Annotated in this window: 16 protein-coding genes; 4 read left to right on the top strand and 12 right to left on the bottom strand. The window is 61.9% G+C overall.

Features of this window, described 5'->3' with window-relative positions:
- Positions 1–48 precede the first annotated feature (48 nt).
- From pal to ybgC, 6 genes are all read right to left on the bottom strand, one after another.
- On the bottom strand, positions 49–591 hold the full coding sequence (gene pal, locus Mame_RS12170; RefSeq protein WP_018063651.1) for a peptidoglycan-associated lipoprotein Pal: 543 nt from the start codon (positions 589–591) through the stop codon (positions 49–51).
- A 211-nt stretch (positions 592–802) separates the two neighbouring features.
- On the bottom strand, positions 803–2110 hold the full coding sequence (tolB, locus tag Mame_RS12165; RefSeq protein ID WP_018063652.1) for a Tol-Pal system beta propeller repeat protein TolB: 1308 nt from the start codon (positions 2108–2110) through the stop codon (positions 803–805).
- A 75-nt stretch (positions 2111–2185) separates the two neighbouring features.
- Positions 2186–3304: a cell envelope integrity TolA family protein gene (locus Mame_RS12160; RefSeq protein WP_018063653.1), complete on the bottom strand. Its 1119-nt coding sequence runs from the start codon at positions 3302–3304 to the stop codon at positions 2186–2188.
- A 9-nt stretch (positions 3305–3313) separates the two neighbouring features.
- Positions 3314–3763 (bottom strand): protein TolR, encoded by a 450-nt coding sequence (gene tolR, locus Mame_RS12155; protein ID WP_018063654.1) that lies wholly within the window; start codon positions 3761–3763, stop codon positions 3314–3316.
- Between the two features lie 18 nt (positions 3764–3781).
- Positions 3782–4501 (bottom strand): protein TolQ, encoded by a 720-nt coding sequence (gene tolQ / locus Mame_RS12150; protein WP_026173271.1) that lies wholly within the window; start codon positions 4499–4501, stop codon positions 3782–3784.
- Between the two features lie 336 nt (positions 4502–4837).
- Positions 4838–5293 carry a tol-pal system-associated acyl-CoA thioesterase gene (gene ybgC / locus Mame_RS12145; protein ID WP_026173272.1) on the bottom strand — a complete coding sequence of 152 codons (456 nt, stop codon included), beginning with the start codon at positions 5291–5293 and terminating at the stop codon, positions 4838–4840.
- A gap of 181 nt (positions 5294–5474) precedes the next feature.
- Between ybgC and Mame_RS12140 the strand changes: the two genes are divergently transcribed.
- The 4 genes from Mame_RS12140 to Mame_RS12125 are packed head-to-tail and all read left to right on the top strand — an operon-like array spanning position 5475 to position 9214.
- The gene (locus Mame_RS12140) at positions 5475–6695 is read left to right on the top strand and encodes an NAD-dependent epimerase/dehydratase family protein (RefSeq protein WP_026173273.1); all 1221 of its coding nucleotides are present in this window, start codon (positions 5475–5477) and stop codon (positions 6693–6695) included.
- A gap of 4 nt (positions 6696–6699) precedes the next feature.
- Positions 6700–7560 carry a glycosyltransferase gene (locus Mame_RS12135; RefSeq protein ID WP_018063658.1) on the top strand — a complete coding sequence of 287 codons (861 nt, stop codon included), beginning with the start codon at positions 6700–6702 and terminating at the stop codon, positions 7558–7560.
- A complete protein-coding gene (locus Mame_RS12130) occupies positions 7557–8468 on the top strand; it encodes an NAD-dependent epimerase/dehydratase family protein (protein WP_018063659.1) in 912 nt (303 codons plus the stop codon). The genes Mame_RS12135 and Mame_RS12130 overlap by 4 nt, the downstream gene beginning before the upstream one ends.
- Positions 8469–8524: 56 nt before the next feature.
- Positions 8525–9214, top strand: a complete 690-nt coding sequence (locus tag Mame_RS12125) for an HAD family hydrolase (protein WP_026173274.1) — start codon at positions 8525–8527, stop codon at positions 9212–9214.
- A gap of 309 nt (positions 9215–9523) precedes the next feature.
- Here Mame_RS12125 and Mame_RS12120 read toward each other — a convergent pair whose 3' ends face one another.
- From Mame_RS12120 to Mame_RS12095, 6 genes are all read right to left on the bottom strand, one after another.
- Positions 9524–10108: an ABC-type transport auxiliary lipoprotein family protein gene (locus Mame_RS12120; protein WP_026173275.1), complete on the bottom strand. Its 585-nt coding sequence runs from the start codon at positions 10106–10108 to the stop codon at positions 9524–9526.
- A gap of 179 nt (positions 10109–10287) precedes the next feature.
- Positions 10288–11658 carry an MlaD family protein gene (locus Mame_RS12115; RefSeq protein ID WP_018063662.1) on the bottom strand — a complete coding sequence of 457 codons (1371 nt, stop codon included), beginning with the start codon at positions 11656–11658 and terminating at the stop codon, positions 10288–10290.
- A gap of 15 nt (positions 11659–11673) precedes the next feature.
- On the bottom strand, positions 11674–12477 hold the full coding sequence (locus Mame_RS12110) for an ABC transporter ATP-binding protein (protein ID WP_018063663.1): 804 nt from the start codon (positions 12475–12477) through the stop codon (positions 11674–11676).
- 9 nt (positions 12478–12486) lie between these two features.
- Positions 12487–13644, bottom strand: a complete 1158-nt coding sequence (locus Mame_RS12105) for an ABC transporter permease (protein WP_018063664.1) — start codon at positions 13642–13644, stop codon at positions 12487–12489.
- Positions 13645–13839: 195 nt separating this feature from the next.
- Positions 13840–14670, bottom strand: a complete 831-nt coding sequence (locus tag Mame_RS12100) for a UDP-2,3-diacylglucosamine diphosphatase (RefSeq protein ID WP_018063665.1) — start codon at positions 14668–14670, stop codon at positions 13840–13842.
- Between the two features lie 100 nt (positions 14671–14770).
- Positions 14771–15598, bottom strand: coding sequence for a TolB family protein (locus Mame_RS12095; RefSeq protein WP_018063666.1), 828 nt, complete (start codon positions 15596–15598; stop codon positions 14771–14773).
- Positions 15599–15643: the final 45 nt, after the last annotated feature.

Below are 15643 nucleotides of genomic sequence, written 5' to 3'. Positions count from 1 at the left end.
TAAAAAAACCGGCGCGAGGCCGGTTTTTCAAGTCTGCTTTCGGACCGATCAGCTGCCAGCGCCCGTCAGCACGGTAACGGTGCGGCGGTTCTGCGACCAGCAGGAAATGTTGTCGCAGACCGCGACCGGGCGTTCCTTGCCGTAGGAGATCGTCGACAGGCGATTGGCCGGGATGCCGCGCGACACCAGGTAGTTCTTGGTGGCCGTGGCGCGGCGGGCGCCGAGCGCAAGGTTGTATTCGCGGGTGCCGCGTTCGTCGGCATGACCTTCGATGCGGATCGCGTAGTTCTGGTAGCGCTGCAGCCACTGGGCCTGCTTGTCGAGCGTCTGGGCGGCGATCGGCGTGATCGATGCCGAATCGGTTTCGAAATAGACCGTGTCGCCGACATTCAGATCGAAGTCCTGGACGCTGCCAGGAGATGCGATGCCCGAGGACGAGCCAGCGCCGCCCGCCATGCCGCTGCCCGGCAGGTTGTTCTTGTTGTCCTTGGCGCAGCCGGCCAGCGCAAGCACCGCGCAAAGCGCGACCATTGCGGGCTTCACCCTGAATTTGTTCGCATTGCCTTCAACCCCAAACGTGGCTCGGCTCATTACCGCTCTCCTTAAGAAGCGTTCAAAACATGGACCGGATGCCCGGTCGATAACGCGGAAATACAACTCAACTCAATGGACGGTACGCAGACCGCCGACCTTGCCGCAAAGTGCTAGCAAATCACTGTTAACGTCCCCTCAACGGAAATGGCTAAGAAAACGTTAAAGGCAAGCCCGCATCGCGGCGCGAACGAATTCTGTCCCTTGCGCTCTACTCCAGCAGCGGCGACCATGCCGGGTCGGATGCGAAATCCGGCGTCTGGATGCGCTGTTCATTGTAACCCGTCAGGTCGATCGAATAAAGGTGTGGACCGCCCTCGCCGGCATTCTGGCGGAAGAACATCAGCACTCTTCCGTTCGGCGACCATGTCGGTCCCTCATTGTGGAAACCGGTGGTCAGGATGCGCTCGCCGCTGCCGTCGGGCTTCATGACCCCGATCGAGAACTTGCCGCCGGACTGTTTGGTAAACGCGATCAGGTCTCCGCGCGGCGACCAGACCGGCGTCGAATAGCTGCCGTCGCCGAAGGAAATCCGCTGCTGGTTGGAGCCGTCGGCATTCATCACATAGAGCTGCTGACGCCCGCCGCGGTCGCTTTCGAACACGATCCGGTTACCGTCCGGCGAATAGGATGGCGAGGTGTCGATCGCGCCGGTATTCGTCAGCCGCGTGGTCGAGCGGGTGCGCAGGTCCATTGTATAAATGTTGGCGTTGCCATCCTGCTGCAGGCTCATGATGATGCGCTGGCCGTCGGGCGAGAACCGCGGCGCGAAGGTCATGCCCGGGAAATTGCCGACAACCTCGCGCTGTCCGGTCTCAAGCTGGAGCAGATAGACGCGCGGCTGGTCGTTCTCATAGGACATGTAGGTGACCTCCTGCCGGTTCGGCGAGAACCGGGGGGTCAGAACCATGTACTGTCCATCCGTCAGCATGCGCACGTTGAAGCCATCCTGATCCATGATCGCGAGGCGGCGCTTGCGGTCGGTCTTCGGTCCGCTTTCGGAGACGAACACGATGCGGCTGTCGAAATAGCCCTGCTCGCCGGTCAGCGCCTGATAGATCGAATCGGCGATGATATGGGCGACGCGCCGCCAGTTGTCGGGCTGGGTGAAGAACTGCTGGCCGATGATCTGCTGGCCGGCATAGGTATCCCACAGCCGGAATTCGGAGCGCAGCCTGCCATCGGGCTCGCGGGTGACGCGGCCGACCACCAGCGCCTCGGCGTTGATGACCTGCCAGTCCTCGAAACGCGGGGTCTGGTCGGGATTGCTGATCTGCTCGATGAAGGCGGAGCTGTCGACCGGCTTGAACAGGCCCGAGCGCTTCAGATCGGCGGCGATGACGCCGGAAATGTCCGCGCCGAGGCCATCATCGGACATGAAATTGGTAATCGCGATCGGCAGCGGCTGGACATTGCCGCTGGAGATGTCGATTTCCACCAGCGCGTTGGCGGGCGTCACGAACAGCACGGCGATGCCGGCCCACGCGACGGAAAGGAAGACGAGACAATTTTTAAGCATGACAGGACTGGCCTTTCAGCGTTGATTGCTCCGGTTCGCCGGGGATCGCGCCCTCAGGCGGCACCGAATGAAGAGTTAAAGCATCTGGCTCGGGTCGAAGTTCACGATGACCTCGCTCCAGGCGTCATATTTTTCCCGCGGCAACCCGCTGAAGGGCGAGGCCTTCAGCACCGCGCGCCGCGCGCCGCCGGCGAGAATTCGCCGCGCGCTCTCGCTGCCACCGGTGGCAGTCACCTCGGGCGCGCCCACGATCGCGCCGGAGGGATCGAGTTTCATCTGGATGCGTATGCGCACATCGTCCGCGCCGTCAAGGCCCGCGAGGATCGACCAGTTGCGCTGGATCTGCCCGCGCAGCGCGTCAAGCTCGCTCTGGCTCAGCGTCGAGCCGCCAGTCGTGCGGGTCGCGCCCGCAGCGGCCGGAGCCTCGGAACGCTGCGCGCCGCCGCCGGTGGCCTCGGTGCGGTTCAAAAGCGCCGCGATCTGGTCCACGTCGAAATCGTCTTCCTCGGCGGTGGTCGACGCCGTCGTCTGGCTGTCGGTTCTGGGCGCCTCGGCGGTGCGGGTTTCGCGCAGCACCGGCTCCGGCGGACGGCGCGTCGGCAGCGGCGCCTGCTCGGGGAAGGCGAGTTCCGGTTCCGGCGGCGTCTCCGCAGCCGGCTGGCTCGCCTCCGGCTCAGGCGTCGGCTCGGGGGCTGGCGCGGGTTCCGGCGCAGGCGTCGGCTCCGGGGCCGGCGCGGGCTCGGGGGTAGGTTCCGGCGCAGGAGCGGGCTCCGGCGTGGGTTCGGGCCGTTCGGCCGGTTGCGGCGTGGGCGGCGGCGGCTCGGAAGCGGGCTCTTCCACCGGCGCGGGTTCCGGCGTCGGCTCGGCGGCAGGCGTCGGCAGGGCTGCCTGTTCCTGCGCGATATCGTCCGGCGTCGCGTTGGTGTCGGTTTCGAGGTCGATATCGTTGTCGCCGACATTCTGCGCCTCGGCGACCTCCTGCGGCCGCCGGGTCGGCACGGGGGCTGCGATATCGGCAAGCTCCGCCGTCTCGTCGCCCTGCTGGACCTGGGTAATGTCTTCCACCGGTATAAGCGTCACCGGCAGCGCTTCGACATCGGCCACTTCAAGTGATGAAGGCGCGCCAAGCACAAACACTGCCCAGCCGAGGACCAGACAGTGCAACAGGAATGAAATGGCAAGGCTGCGCTTCATGGGCTAAGATCAGCTATCCTGTTCCTGCAGCGTGACAAGACCGATATTCTTGAAGCCTGCGGCGGAAATGCGGGCCATCACCTTCATCACCGTGCCGTAATCGGCATTGGCGTCACCACGCACATAGATGCGCTCATTGTAGCCGGTGGTGGCGATCGCCTCGAGCTTGGGCACGACCTCGTCGATCGGGATCTCGGTTTCCTGCAGGAAAATCTGCCCGTCCGGATTGACCGAGATGGTGATCGGCTGGGTATCCGAGTTCATCGCCTGCGCCTGGGTTTCCGGCAGGTCGATCGGCACGCCGACCGTCATCATCGGCGCCGCGACCATGAAGATGATCAGAAGCACCAGCATGACGTCGACCAGCGGCGTGACGTTGATTTCGCTGACGGGGACGCGTCTTGCGCGCCTGCGGCCACGACCGCCGGCCTTGCCGCCTGTTCCCATGGACATTGCCATTGGTTGGTTCTCCCCTCGCTATTCGGCAGCCGGACGCGACTGCAGCTTTTCGTCGATCTGACGCGACAGGATGGATGAGAACTCGTCGGCAAAGCCCTCCATGCGGCCTTCAAGCTTGCCGGAATCGGCGGAGAACTTGTTGTAGGCGACAACGGCGGGAATGGCCGCGACAAGGCCGATGGCCGTTGCAAGCAGCGCCTCGGCAATGCCGGGCGCGACGACGGCGAGGTTGGTCGATTTCGATCCGGCGATCGCCTGGAACGAGGTCATGATGCCGACCACCGTACCGAACAGACCGATGAACGGCGCTGCGGAACCGACGCTTGCCAGAAAGCCGAGACGGGCTTCGAGCTTTTCGGCCTCGCGCTGAATGGCGACGTCCATCGCCTTTTCAACGCGCATCTGCAGCCCCATCGGGGCGCGGGCGCCGCGTTCGAAGGATTTTTTCCATTCGCGCATCGCCGAGACGAACACGGCGGCCATGCCGCTGGTCTTGCGATCCGAGAGGTTGCTGTAGAGTTTTTCGAGCGAGGTGCCCGACCAGAACGCATCCTCGAACTGATTATAGGCGCGGCGTTCCTTGTTGTAGGCGATGATCTTCTCGATCACGATCGCCCAGGTCCAGACCGACGCGGCGATCAGTCCCAACATCACGATCTTGACGACGAATCCCGCCTGCCAGAAGAGCGCCAGAAGGCCGACATCGGCGTGCGTAGCTTCCAACCCAAGCTGTTCCATATGACGAAGTCCCTGAATAGATTGGCCCGGCAAGCCGGGCGATATGGTTAGAGCCGCCTGCGAGACGCTGGTGTGTTCAACTCGGAATTTAAGTGGATTCGCATCTTTGCTTCCTGTCCTTGAAAATCATGGTGAAAGCTAGGCAAACCGGCCTAAAACTCCGCTTTTCGCAGAATACCCGAACATGGTTAACGTCCGGTTACGATTTTATCGCCAGCCCCTGAAGGCAAGGCTTTGACCGCACCAGACGTCTCCCGCGGCGGCGCGAATTCCTTCACATAATACTCATGTTTTAGCAAGCCCGGATTCCAGGGGCTTTCGGCATAATGCGCCCGTTTACGTCGACTGACCTTCAAGCAGCGTGGCGGCCAGATCATCGGGCATGCGGCGCGCGCGCCCGGCCCTGTTGATAACCACCACGGTCACCCTCGCCGTTGTCAGCAACTGCCCATTGGCGTGGATCGCCTGTTCCAGCACCATGCGCGCGCCCGTCGCCTTCACGGTTTTCGTCGTGATGTCGAGGATATCATCCATCCGCGCCGGACGCACGAATTTCAGGTCCATGTGATGCACCGCGAAGGCCAGGCCTTCCTCGTCGATCGTGTGCAGCGTGCGCTGTTCCACGCCGAGGCAGCGCAGAAGATCGGTGCGGCCGCGTTCGAAGAAATGCAGGTAGCGCGCGTGGTAGACGATGCCGGAAAAATCCGTGTCCTCGTAATAAACGCGCTGGTGCAGGTGATGCGTCCCGCCTTCCATCCAGCCACTGAGACCATGATTCTCGGTTTCGGTCATGTCCGCCTCATCCATCAATTTTTGGCCATACCTAGTTTGAAACATAGCGCGTCGCAACACGGCGCAGAGGCAGATTGTTTCATTCCGCCTGGCAGATTGCGTAAAAAAACCATTGCATTTATGTCATATTGATTGCGTTTAACGCACAAGATGAATCGCTGAAATGGAACGGAGACGCGCAATGAAGATCGCAGTTATGGGCGGAGACGGGTTTGTCGGATGGCCGACCTCGCTGCATTTGTCGGATGCCGGACACGAAGTTCACATCGTCGACAACCTGTCACGCCGCTGGATCGACACCGAGCTTGGCGTCCAGTCGCTGACGCCGATGGACTCGATCCAGGAACGTACCCGTATCTGGCATGCCGAGACCGGCCGCCGCATCCATTTCCATCTCATCGACCTCGCCAAGGATTATGAAATCCTGAAGCAGTGGCTCGCCGAGGAGCGCCCTGACGCGATCATTCATTTCGCCGAGCAGCGCGCCGCGCCCTATTCGATGAAGACCGACCGCCACAAGAACTACACGGTCGACAACAACGTCAACGCCACCCACAACCTTTTGAATGCGCTGGTCGAGATCGACCTCGACGCCCATGTCGTCCATCTCGGCACGATGGGCGTCTACGGCTATTCGACGGTGGGTGCTGCGATCCCGGAAGGCTATCTGCCGGTCGATATCACCACCAATTCCGGTGACAAGGTTTCCCAGGAAATCCTGTATCCGTCGAACCCCGGCTCGATCTACCACATGACCAAGTGCCTGGATCAGCTTCTGTTCGCCTTTTACGCCAAGAATGACGGCCTCCGGATCACCGACCTGCATCAGGGCATCGTCTGGGGCACGCACACCGAGCAGACCAAACGCCACACACAGTTGATCAACCGCTTCGACTATGACGGCGACTACGGTACGGTGCTGAACCGCTTCCTGATCCAGGCGGCTATCGGCTATCCGCTGACCGTCCACGGCGTCGGCGGCCAGACCCGCGCCTTCATCCACATCCAGGATTCGGTGCGCTGCATCGAACTGGCGCTCAACAATCCGCCGGAGAAGAACGCCCGGGTCGAGATCTTCAACCAGATGACCGAGACCCACCGGGTGCGCGACCTGGCGAAGATGATCTCCGACATGTCCGGCGTCGAGATCGCCTGGCTGCCGAACCCGCGCAAGGAAGCGCCGGAAAACGACCTGATCGTGAAGAACGACAAGTTCCTGGCGCTCGGCCTCAACCCGACCACGCTCAAGGAAGGCCTGCTCGGCGAGATCGTCGACATTGCGAAGAAATACGCCTACCGCGTTGATCGCAAACGCGTTCCGGCCGTTTCCGCCTGGACCAAGGATATCGCGACCAAGATCAACCGCGATCCGGAAGGCAAGTCGCTGAAGTCGGTCTCGTAAGGCCATGAGCGACCCCGCAAATGAAGGCGTCCACCGCAGCGTGGACGCCAAATATCCGTTCGCCTTCGTCACGCTGGTCACCAACAACGACTACGCCATGGGCGCGCTGGCGCTGGCGCGCTCGATCTTTTTGACCGGAACCCCGGCCGATGTCGTGGTGCTGCATACCGGCGGCGCGCCCGAGGAAGGCCTCAAGCATCTCGCCGATCTCGGCTGCCGGCTGATCGGCGTCGATCACCTGCCGCTGTCGGAAGCGTTCAACGAGCGCCATGCGCGCAAGAACATCCATGGCGAGGCCCCGTTCACCAAGGGACGCAAGCCCGGCTTCCACACCCCGCTCGACAATTTCTGCAAGCTGCGCCTGTGGCAGCTCGTCGAGTATCACGCAGCGGTGTTCATCGATGCCGATGCTCTGGTGTTAAAAAACATCGACAAGCTGTTCTTCTATCCGGAGTTTTCGGCGGCGCCCAATGTCTACGAAAGCCTCACCGATTTTCACCGGATGAATTCCGGCGTGTTCGTGGCGCGGCCGGACGTCGAGACCTTCGCCGCCATGCTCGCGGCACTCGACCAGCCCGAGGCGTTCTGGAAGCGCACCGACCAGACTTTCCTGCAGGAATTCTTCCCCGATTGGCATGGCCTGCCGGTGTTCATGAACATGCTGCAATATGTCTGGTTCAACATGCCGGAACTGTGGAACTGGTCCGATATCGGCGTTCTGCACTACCAGTACGAAAAGCCGTGGGAAGACGACCACCCGCGCGCCGTTGAGTTGAAGCCGCTGATCGACCTCTGGTGGGCCTATTTCGACGGCGACGGCATCCCCGATATCGCCACGCTCGAAAATCCGACCAAGCCAGCATGAAACGCATTCTCGTCAGCGGCGGGACGGGGCTGGTCGGGCGCTACATCGTCGAGGAATGCCTTGCGGCCGGTCATGATCTAACCGTGGCCGGCAGGAACGCGCCCGCCGCCGACCTGTTCGCCGCGCCGGTAAGCTTTCTGCCTCTCGAACTCGGCGGGCCAGGCTCTACCGGCTTTTTCAAAGGCATCGACGTCTTCATCCACGCCGCCTTCTCCCACGCGCCCGGGCGCTATCGCGGCGGCGAGGGCGATGATCCAGCGGGGTTCCTGAAAGCCAATGTCGCGGGCAGCATCGCGCTTTTCGAGGCAGCATGTCGCGCCGGCGTCAAGCATGCCTTCTTCCTGTCGAGCCGCGCGGTGTTTGACGGCTATCCCGCCGGCATGCCGCTGCCGGAAACCACCCCGCCCCAACCGCAGAGCCTTTACGGCAAGGCGAAATGGGAGGTCGAGCAGGCGCTTTCCGCCCTCGCCCGCCCCGGCTTCATCCCGGTGAACCTGCGCGCGACCGGCGTTTACGGCGACCTTGTGCCCAACAAATGGGGAGAGCTGTTCGAGCGCTATGCTGGCGGCGAGGATATCGCAGCCCGGGCGGGCAGCGAGGTCCATGGCCGCGATCTCGCCGGCGCGATCCTGACGCTGCTCGACGCGCCGATCCCGAAAATTTCCGGCAAGGCGTTTCATGTGTCCGACATCGTCACCGACACCCACACCATCCTCGCGCCGCTGAAGGCGGCGCTGCAATCCCCCCGCCCGCTTCCGCCGCGCGCCGACCAGAGCGCGGTCAGCGCAATGACGACGACGCGGCTCAACGCGCTCGGCTGGCGCAGCGGCGGAATGCCGCTCTTATCCGCCACGCTTCAGATACTGGTGGAGCGTTTTATCGACACGCGCGACGCAACGGTGATTTGATCTCGCGCGCGAACAGGTTTATGTCCACCGCGCCCGCTCTTTTTAAGGACTACGAAATGGCCCGTTACGACCTCATCATCTTCGACTGCGACGGCGTTCTGGTCGATTCCGAAATTCTTGCCGCCGAAGTCGAAGCGCGGCTTCTGAGCGATGCCGGTTATCCGATCACCGCCGGCGAAATCGGCGAACGCTTTTCCGGCATGACCTGGCGCAACATTCTGCTGGCCGTCGAAAGCGAAGCCAATATTCCGCTGTCCGCCGCCCTTCTCGACCTGGCAATCGTCAAGCTCGATGAGCGGATCAAGCGGGAACTGCAGCCAATCCCCGGCGTGCGCGAGGCCGTCGCCCAGCTTTCCGAGCCGCGCTGCATCTGCTCCAACTCGACGCCGGAACGCGTCCGCATGATGCTGAAGAAGACCGGACAGCTCGATATCTTCGAGCCCAATATCTTTTCCGCCGAAACCCTCGGCCCCGACCGGGTGAAACCCAAGCCGGACATCTTCCTCCATGGCGCGGAGACAATGGGCGCGAACCCGAAGAACACGCTGGTGATCGAGGATTCGGTCCACGGCGTCACCGCCGCCAAGGCCGCCGGCATGCGCGTCGTCGGTTTCACCGGCGCCTCGCACACCACGCCCACCCACGCCGACAAGCTGACGGAAGCCGGCGCCGAAACGGTGATCCACCGCATGGAAGACCTCCCCGCCGTCGCCACCGCGCTGCTGGAATGGACCGACGCGATCTGAACGCGCTCTGGGCGAACGCGGCGCTGTGCGGTTCTGAAGAAGTCCAGCCATCCTAAGACCGTCGGCAATCCGCCGGAGTTCCCAGCCCACCATCTCCCCCCTTGAGGGGGAGATGTCGCGAAAGCGACAGAGAGGGGTAAAGGGCGTAAGCCCTAAAAACCGCGGGCTCCGTGCTCTCGGAAAGGGTTCACCCCTCTCTGCCCCTGTCGGGGCATCTCTCCCTCAAGGGGAGAGATTGATGGCTGCCAACACGTCACACAAAACCTAACGGCAGTGAGTTTAGCGAAAACAGACTTGCGCATCAGCCGCTCAGAGCGTGGCGGCAATCCAGCTCACGATTTCAGATTGTACCTTGGAAAAGGCGTCGTCGAGGGCGCCGACGAGGACGTTGCTTGAGGCGGCGGCGCTGACCGGAACGCTTGCCTTGAACAACCTCTGCGCCCGCACCACGCCGGTCCTGTCGTCCAGCAGCTTGACCGAGAGCTCGACATTGGCGGAGCCCGGTCCCGCGGCATCGATCGCGAATTCGCGCACCTCGACGACGACCTGATAATCAATGGCCAGCCCCTGCCCCGGCATGCCGACGCCGGAAAACAGGCCGGTGTTCTCAAGGCCCGCCACAAGCTGTGCCTGGATCACCACAGGAAGCTGGTCGCTCCACTGGGCTCCGGCGAGGTAGCGCAGTTCCGCACCGCCGAGACGCACCACGATGCCGCGATTGTTGAGCACCTGGATCGCCGACGGCGTCGGCACCAGAAGCTGGGAGCGCAGCGCCTTCTGGCTATCGAAGGTCACGACCGGCTGTGCGGACAGATCGAAGGTGTCGGGCGCCGGGCGCAGCGCGCAGCCGCTCAGCCCAGCCGCCAGCAGACCGAGCGCGAGAAGCGGTCTCACTCCGGTTTTATCGATCGCGGCAAAAAGCATCTATCCAAACTTCCCCGGACTGGCCGAATTGTTATCTGTCAGAATTAAGGCATACGCCAGCGATTGCAAAGACCTGACATGCTTGTTTTTTCAGTGGCTTGCCGCATTGCAACCATAGCCCGCATCCGCCGGCACTGCTCGCCAATGGCTCAATAACGGTTGCGCCCGTCATAGGTTTTCATGCTGTCGGACCCGAAAATGAACTGCTGCGGGTCGTTGCTGATCGATTCGATGGTGCGATTGAGGCTTTCGACCGTGCGGCGGGTATCGCTGACGAGACCGCGCACATCCCTGAGGCCGGATCCCGAGAAGCTCTCGATATTCGCCGCGATCGGCCCGATCCGGGCATTCAGCGTCTCGGCCGCCTGCTTCACCGCGACAAGCGTATCGCGCGCCTGGTCGGACAGCGATTCGACATTGTCGGAGCCGAGCAGCTCGTCAACCTTCACCAGAATTTCGTTCACCCGCGTGGACGCCTGATTGAGCTTGATCGACATGTTGGAGACGTTCTCGATCGCGGTGTCGATGCTCTGGGTCTTGGCACTGATCGAATCGGCGACATTCTTGACGGACGCAACGGCAACCTTCGCGTCCGACATGACAACCGAGAAATCATCGATCGAACTGCCGACCTTTTCAGGATCTATCGTTGTGACGATCGCATCGACCTGCTTGAACACATCCTGCGCCGTTTTTCCGAACGTAGCATAGCTTTCGATTGCATCGCCGAACTGCGTAATGACCTCTTCCAGGTTCTTCGAGGCGACGGCAACGTTGGTCGTAATCGTCTCTGCATTGGTGACGATCTTGCCGACCTCTTCCGGGTTGACCGCCTTGATCAGAACGTCAAGCGAGGCCACCGTCTTGTCGAGGCGTCCGGCGAGCCCGTCGACGGTATCGGACATTCTGCCGATGGATTCGAGGAACTCCCCGATCTGATCGGAATTGTCGGCAAGCGCGCCGGTGAAGGTGTCGACGTTCTTGACCGTCTGGGTCAGCGGCGTGCTGACGTCATCCACCAGCTTCTGCACCTGGCCGACGGTGTCATCGAGACGCTTCATGATCCGGTCTGCGGTGGTCAGAAGGTTGGAAAGGCCCGATTTGTCGGCCGTCAGTTCCGCCGGCTCGTCCGTGCGCAGCGATTCCTGCAGGATATTGTCGCCTTGCTCGCCATTGGCCGACAGTTCGATATAGCCGGTACCGGTCAGTCCCTGAAGCTCCAGCTTCGCATTGGTGCTCTTGTAGACCGGCGTGGTGGCCTTCACCTGGGTCCGGGCCATGGTGTAGCGGGAGTCGCTGGGATCGATTTCCAGAGACTTGATCGAGCCTACCTGGATGCCGTTGAAGCGTACCGCGGAACCGACGCTGAGGCCATTCGCGGAACCTGGAATGCGCACGATAAGGTCGGCGACGGGGCCCTGTCGGCCATATTCCTGCATCCAGAAAATGAACCCGGCCCCGGCGGCCAGCACCAGCAGGACGAAGAAGCCGACAACGGTATAATTTGCTTTGGTTTCCATAACTGTCCGTCCGCGCTATTGGCTATTCTGGCCGGCGCCGAAAATGGCGCGGGATCGTTTGCCCCTGAAATAGCTCTGAACCCAGGGGTCGTCAAAGGCGAGGAGCTTGTCCAGCGTTCCCTCGACAAGAACTCTCTTCTTGCCCAGTACCGCGATTCTGTCGCAAACGGCGTGCAGGCTGTCGAGGTCATGGGTCACCATATAGACCGTCAGGCCCAAAGTGTCACGCAACCGGGCGATCAGTTCGTCGAACTCCGCCGCGCCGATCGGATCGAGGCCCGATGTCGGCTCGTCGAGAAAGACGAGGTCCGGATCGAGGGACAGCGCGCGGGCAAGGGCGGCCCGCTTGATCATCCCGCCCGAAAGTTCCGACGGATAGCGCTCGGCCGCCTCCGGCCTCAGACCCACCATCTCGATCTTCAGCCGCGCCAGGTCGTCCATGAGCTTTTTCGGCAGGTCGAGATATTCGCGCATCGGCACCTGCACGTTCTCAAGCACGGTCAGGCCCGAAAACAGCGCGCCATGCTGGAACAGCACGCCGATACGCATATCAATCGCCAGCCGCTCCTCGTAACTCAGATGGTCGAAATCCTTGCCGAAAATATTGATCGTTCCCGCCTGCCGCTGGTTCAGCCGCAAGACTGTGCGCATCAGCACGGATTTGCCCGTGCCCGATCCGCCGACGAAACCGAGGATTTCGCCACGATAGACATCGAGGTCGAGGTTTTCGAGCACCGTCGGCCCGCCGAACCCCACCGTGAGGTCGCGCACACTGAGCACCGTGTCCCTGTCGCCCTGCGATTGCTGTTCGATATCCACCTCGGCTCCTCAGTAATCGATCGCGGCGTAGAAGATCGCGAAGATGCCGTCGGCCAGAATGACGACGAAGATCGACTTCACCACCGAGGCCGTGACCTTCTGACCAAGCGATTCGGCGCTGCCGCCGACCTTCATGCCTTCAAGCGCGGCGACGATCGAAATGATCACGGCCATCACCGGGGCCTTGGCCAGACCGGAAATCAGGTCGGCAAGATCGATCGCCTCCTGCAGCCGCTGCAAGAAGGTCTCATAGGTGATGCCGGCATAGAGATCAACCACGACCGCAGCGCCCAGGAGTGCTGCGAAATTGGCCAGGATCGTCAGCAGCGGCAAGGCGATGAGCAGCGCCAGCATGCGGGGAAAAACCAGCACCGCGACCGGATCGAACCCCATGACCCGCAATGCGTCGATTTCCTCGCGCATGCGCATCGCGCCGATTTCGGCGGTGATCGCGCTTCCCGAGCGGCCGGCGATCATGATGGCGGTCAAAAGCACGCCGATCTCGCGAAGCTGCAGGATCCCGACCAGATCGACCACGAACAGCTCGGCGCCGAAATAGCTGAGCTGGAATGCCCCCTGCTGGGCGATGATCGCGCCGACCAGAAACGACATCAGCGCAATGATCGGCACAGCGCGTACGCCCATATTGTCGATCTGAGCCGTGATCGCGGCCATGTTGACGCCGCCGCGTTTCGAAAACAGCTCGCCGAGCCCGACAAAAAGCGCGCCGAAGAAGCCGACGCCGGTATAGATATCGCGCCCGGCCGCCACCGCGGAAATGCCGACCGGCTCCAGCACATGCTGGACGATCGACCGCTGTCTGGCCGGAATCTTTTCCGGCTCCGGCAGCTCCTCGGGGATGGCCTCGAGCAGTTCGCCGAGACGGTCCGTCATGCCGCTCATCTCGACTTTAAGACCGGCATCGCCGCATTTGGCCTCGGCTTCGCGAATCAGCCAGGCGCCCGCGGTGTCGATCACCGCGATGGCTGAGAGATCAAATACCACAGAGCCGCCGCCGGCGCCTTTCAGCTTGCCGCCGAGACCGTCGAGTTCGCCGTAGAGCGCTGCGGCGTTGTGAACGGTCCAATCACCTTCAAATGACAGCGCAGCCGGCTGCTCGCCGGCGTTGAAGGTGAGAGAGGCTGTGGAATTATCCGCTTTCTGCAAAAGCCAGTATCCAGTTTCGTGCGCTCTTGGAACGGGTGGACGCCGCGATCCGGCCGACCGGACAGCGCACCGCGCGACCTTCGAAGCCGGCGCGCAGGCCAGGGCGCAACCCTGCAAATAACATTTGCTAGGCTTTTCACGGGCTGTCGGAGATTGCAAGTCTTTTCAATGGCGGGGAAGAGCGTTCGCCCGCGCTTATGCAGCGCGGTTCCCGTCGCGGGCGGCCAGAAGCAGCGGCAGCGGATCGGCCTCGACCGGCTCGGCCGCGGCAGGCGCCTCCGCCGATTCGATTTTCTGCCAGGAGATCAGTTCGAACGTGCCGTCGAAATGCTCGGCCACCGCCGTGCAGCTTTCCACCCAGTCGCCGGTATTGATGTAGCGAATCCCGTCCATATCCTCGATCACGGCATGATGGATATGGCCGCAGATCACGCCATCGACCTCGTTGCGGCGGGCCTCCTCAACGACCACGCGCTGGAACTCGCCGATGAAGTTCACCGCATGCTTGACCTGCAGCTTGGCCCAGGCCGAAAAAGACCAGTAGGGCAGCCCAAGTTTGCGGCGGAAGAAGGCGAGGACCTGATTGATGGCGATCGCGGCATCATAGGCCCAGTCGCCGAGATAGGCGACGACGCGGGCGTGACGCACGACCACATCGAATTCATCGCCATGGATGACCAGATATTTCTTACCGTCGCCGGCCTCGAAGATCATCCGCTCCGCGACCTCGACCCCGCCGAAATGGGTGCCGGGGAAGTTGCGCAGGAACTCGTCGTGATTGCCGGGAATATAGATGATGCGCGTGCCCTTGCGCGCCTTGCGCAGCATCTTCTGGATGACATCGTTGAAGACCTGCGGCCAGTACCAGTTCCGCTTCAGCCGCCAGCCGTCGATGATATCGCCGACGAGCACGATGGTGTCGGCTTCGTGATGACGCATGAAATCAAGCAGGAAATCCGCCTTGGCGGCCTTGGAGCCGAGATGAACATCAGAAATGAACAGTGTTCTGAATTGCCTGGGTTCCATGCCTTCGACCCGCCCCGCCTTGTTGTCGTCACAAGAGTTAAAAGCAGAGTCGTATTTCAACTTGATGACATGCGGTTCTTGGGCGGGGGTTGAGAGGACTTCAGACAGGCTGATAACGCACATAGGCGAAGGCATCGCCCTTTGGCGACCAATTCGGCGAATTCATCGTGCCCTGCCCGCCGAAAAGCTCGAACAGGGTTTCAAGATTGCCGCCATCCATGTCCATCATCCGCACCCGCACATACTTGTCGCGGGGGTGATCGAACACGTCCGGATCGTAGGAGATCAGGATGACGCGGTCATTGGTCGGGCATGGATGAGGGAACCAGTTTCCGTAATTATCGCCGGTGATCTGCTCAAGGCCCGTGCCGTCCGGATGCATGCGCCAGATCTGCATCAGCCCGGTGCGCGAGGAATTGAAATAGATCCATTCGCCATCGAAGGAATAGTCCGGCCCGTCATTGCGGCCCTCGCCATGGGTGAGCCGCAGCTCCTCCCCGCCCGTTGCCGCGATCGTGTAGATATCGAAGACATCCTCGCGGATGCCGCAATAGGCAAAGCGCGCGCCATCCGGCGACCAGCCATGCCAGTAGGAGGGCAGATTTTCCGTCACCAGTTTGGGCGTGCCGCCCGCGGCCGCCACCGTATAGATCGCCGATTTGCCGAATTCGCACTTGTCGGAAATCGCGATGGTCGCGCCGTCGGGCGAGATGCCGTGATCATTGTTGCACTGGACGGCAAAGCCGGTGTCGATGCGCTCAAGCGCGGGCGCGCCATCAAGCGGCAGCCGGTACATGATGCCGTCGCTGTTGACCATCAGGTGGCCGCCGTCCGGCGACCAGTTCGGCGCCTCGATCAGCGCATCGGACTGGAACACGACGCGCGCCTGCCGGCTTGCGATATCATAGATTTCGACTGAACTGCGCACCGGACATCTCCTCAAAACACCGCCCGGAGCATAGCATTGTGAGCG

The organism is Martelella mediterranea DSM 17316, assembly GCF_002043005.1.
Taxonomy (GTDB): Bacteria; Pseudomonadota; Alphaproteobacteria; order Rhizobiales; family Rhizobiaceae; genus Martelella; species Martelella mediterranea.
The sequence above is the reverse complement of the archived record's forward strand: the minus strand, read 5'-3'. Positions and strand labels throughout refer to the sequence as shown.

Coding starts and splice junctions, on each gene's coding strand:
- pal (WP_018063651.1), bottom strand. CDS start 591: ATGAGCCGAGCCACGTTTGGGGTTGAAGGCAATGCGAACAAATTCAGG.
- tolB (WP_018063652.1), bottom strand. CDS start 2,110: ATGCTTAAAAATTGTCTCGTCTTCCTTTCCGTCGCGTGGGCCGGCATC.
- Mame_RS12160 (WP_018063653.1), bottom strand. CDS start 3,304: ATGAAGCGCAGCCTTGCCATTTCATTCCTGTTGCACTGTCTGGTCCTC.
- tolR (WP_018063654.1), bottom strand. CDS start 3,763: ATGGCAATGTCCATGGGAACAGGCGGCAAGGCCGGCGGTCGTGGCCGC.
- tolQ (WP_026173271.1), bottom strand. CDS start 4,501: ATGGAACAGCTTGGGTTGGAAGCTACGCACGCCGATGTCGGCCTTCTG.
- ybgC (WP_026173272.1), bottom strand. CDS start 5,293: ATGACCGAAACCGAGAATCATGGTCTCAGTGGCTGGATGGAAGGCGGG.
- Mame_RS12140 (WP_026173273.1), top strand. CDS start 5,475: ATGAAGATCGCAGTTATGGGCGGAGACGGGTTTGTCGGATGGCCGACC.
- Mame_RS12135 (WP_018063658.1), top strand. CDS start 6,700: ATGAGCGACCCCGCAAATGAAGGCGTCCACCGCAGCGTGGACGCCAAA.
- Mame_RS12130 (WP_018063659.1), top strand. CDS start 7,557: ATGAAACGCATTCTCGTCAGCGGCGGGACGGGGCTGGTCGGGCGCTAC.
- Mame_RS12125 (WP_026173274.1), top strand. CDS start 8,525: ATGGCCCGTTACGACCTCATCATCTTCGACTGCGACGGCGTTCTGGTC.
- Mame_RS12115 (WP_018063662.1), bottom strand. CDS start 11,658: ATGGAAACCAAAGCAAATTATACCGTTGTCGGCTTCTTCGTCCTGCTG.
- Mame_RS12100 (WP_018063665.1), bottom strand. CDS start 14,670: ATGGAACCCAGGCAATTCAGAACACTGTTCATTTCTGATGTTCATCTC.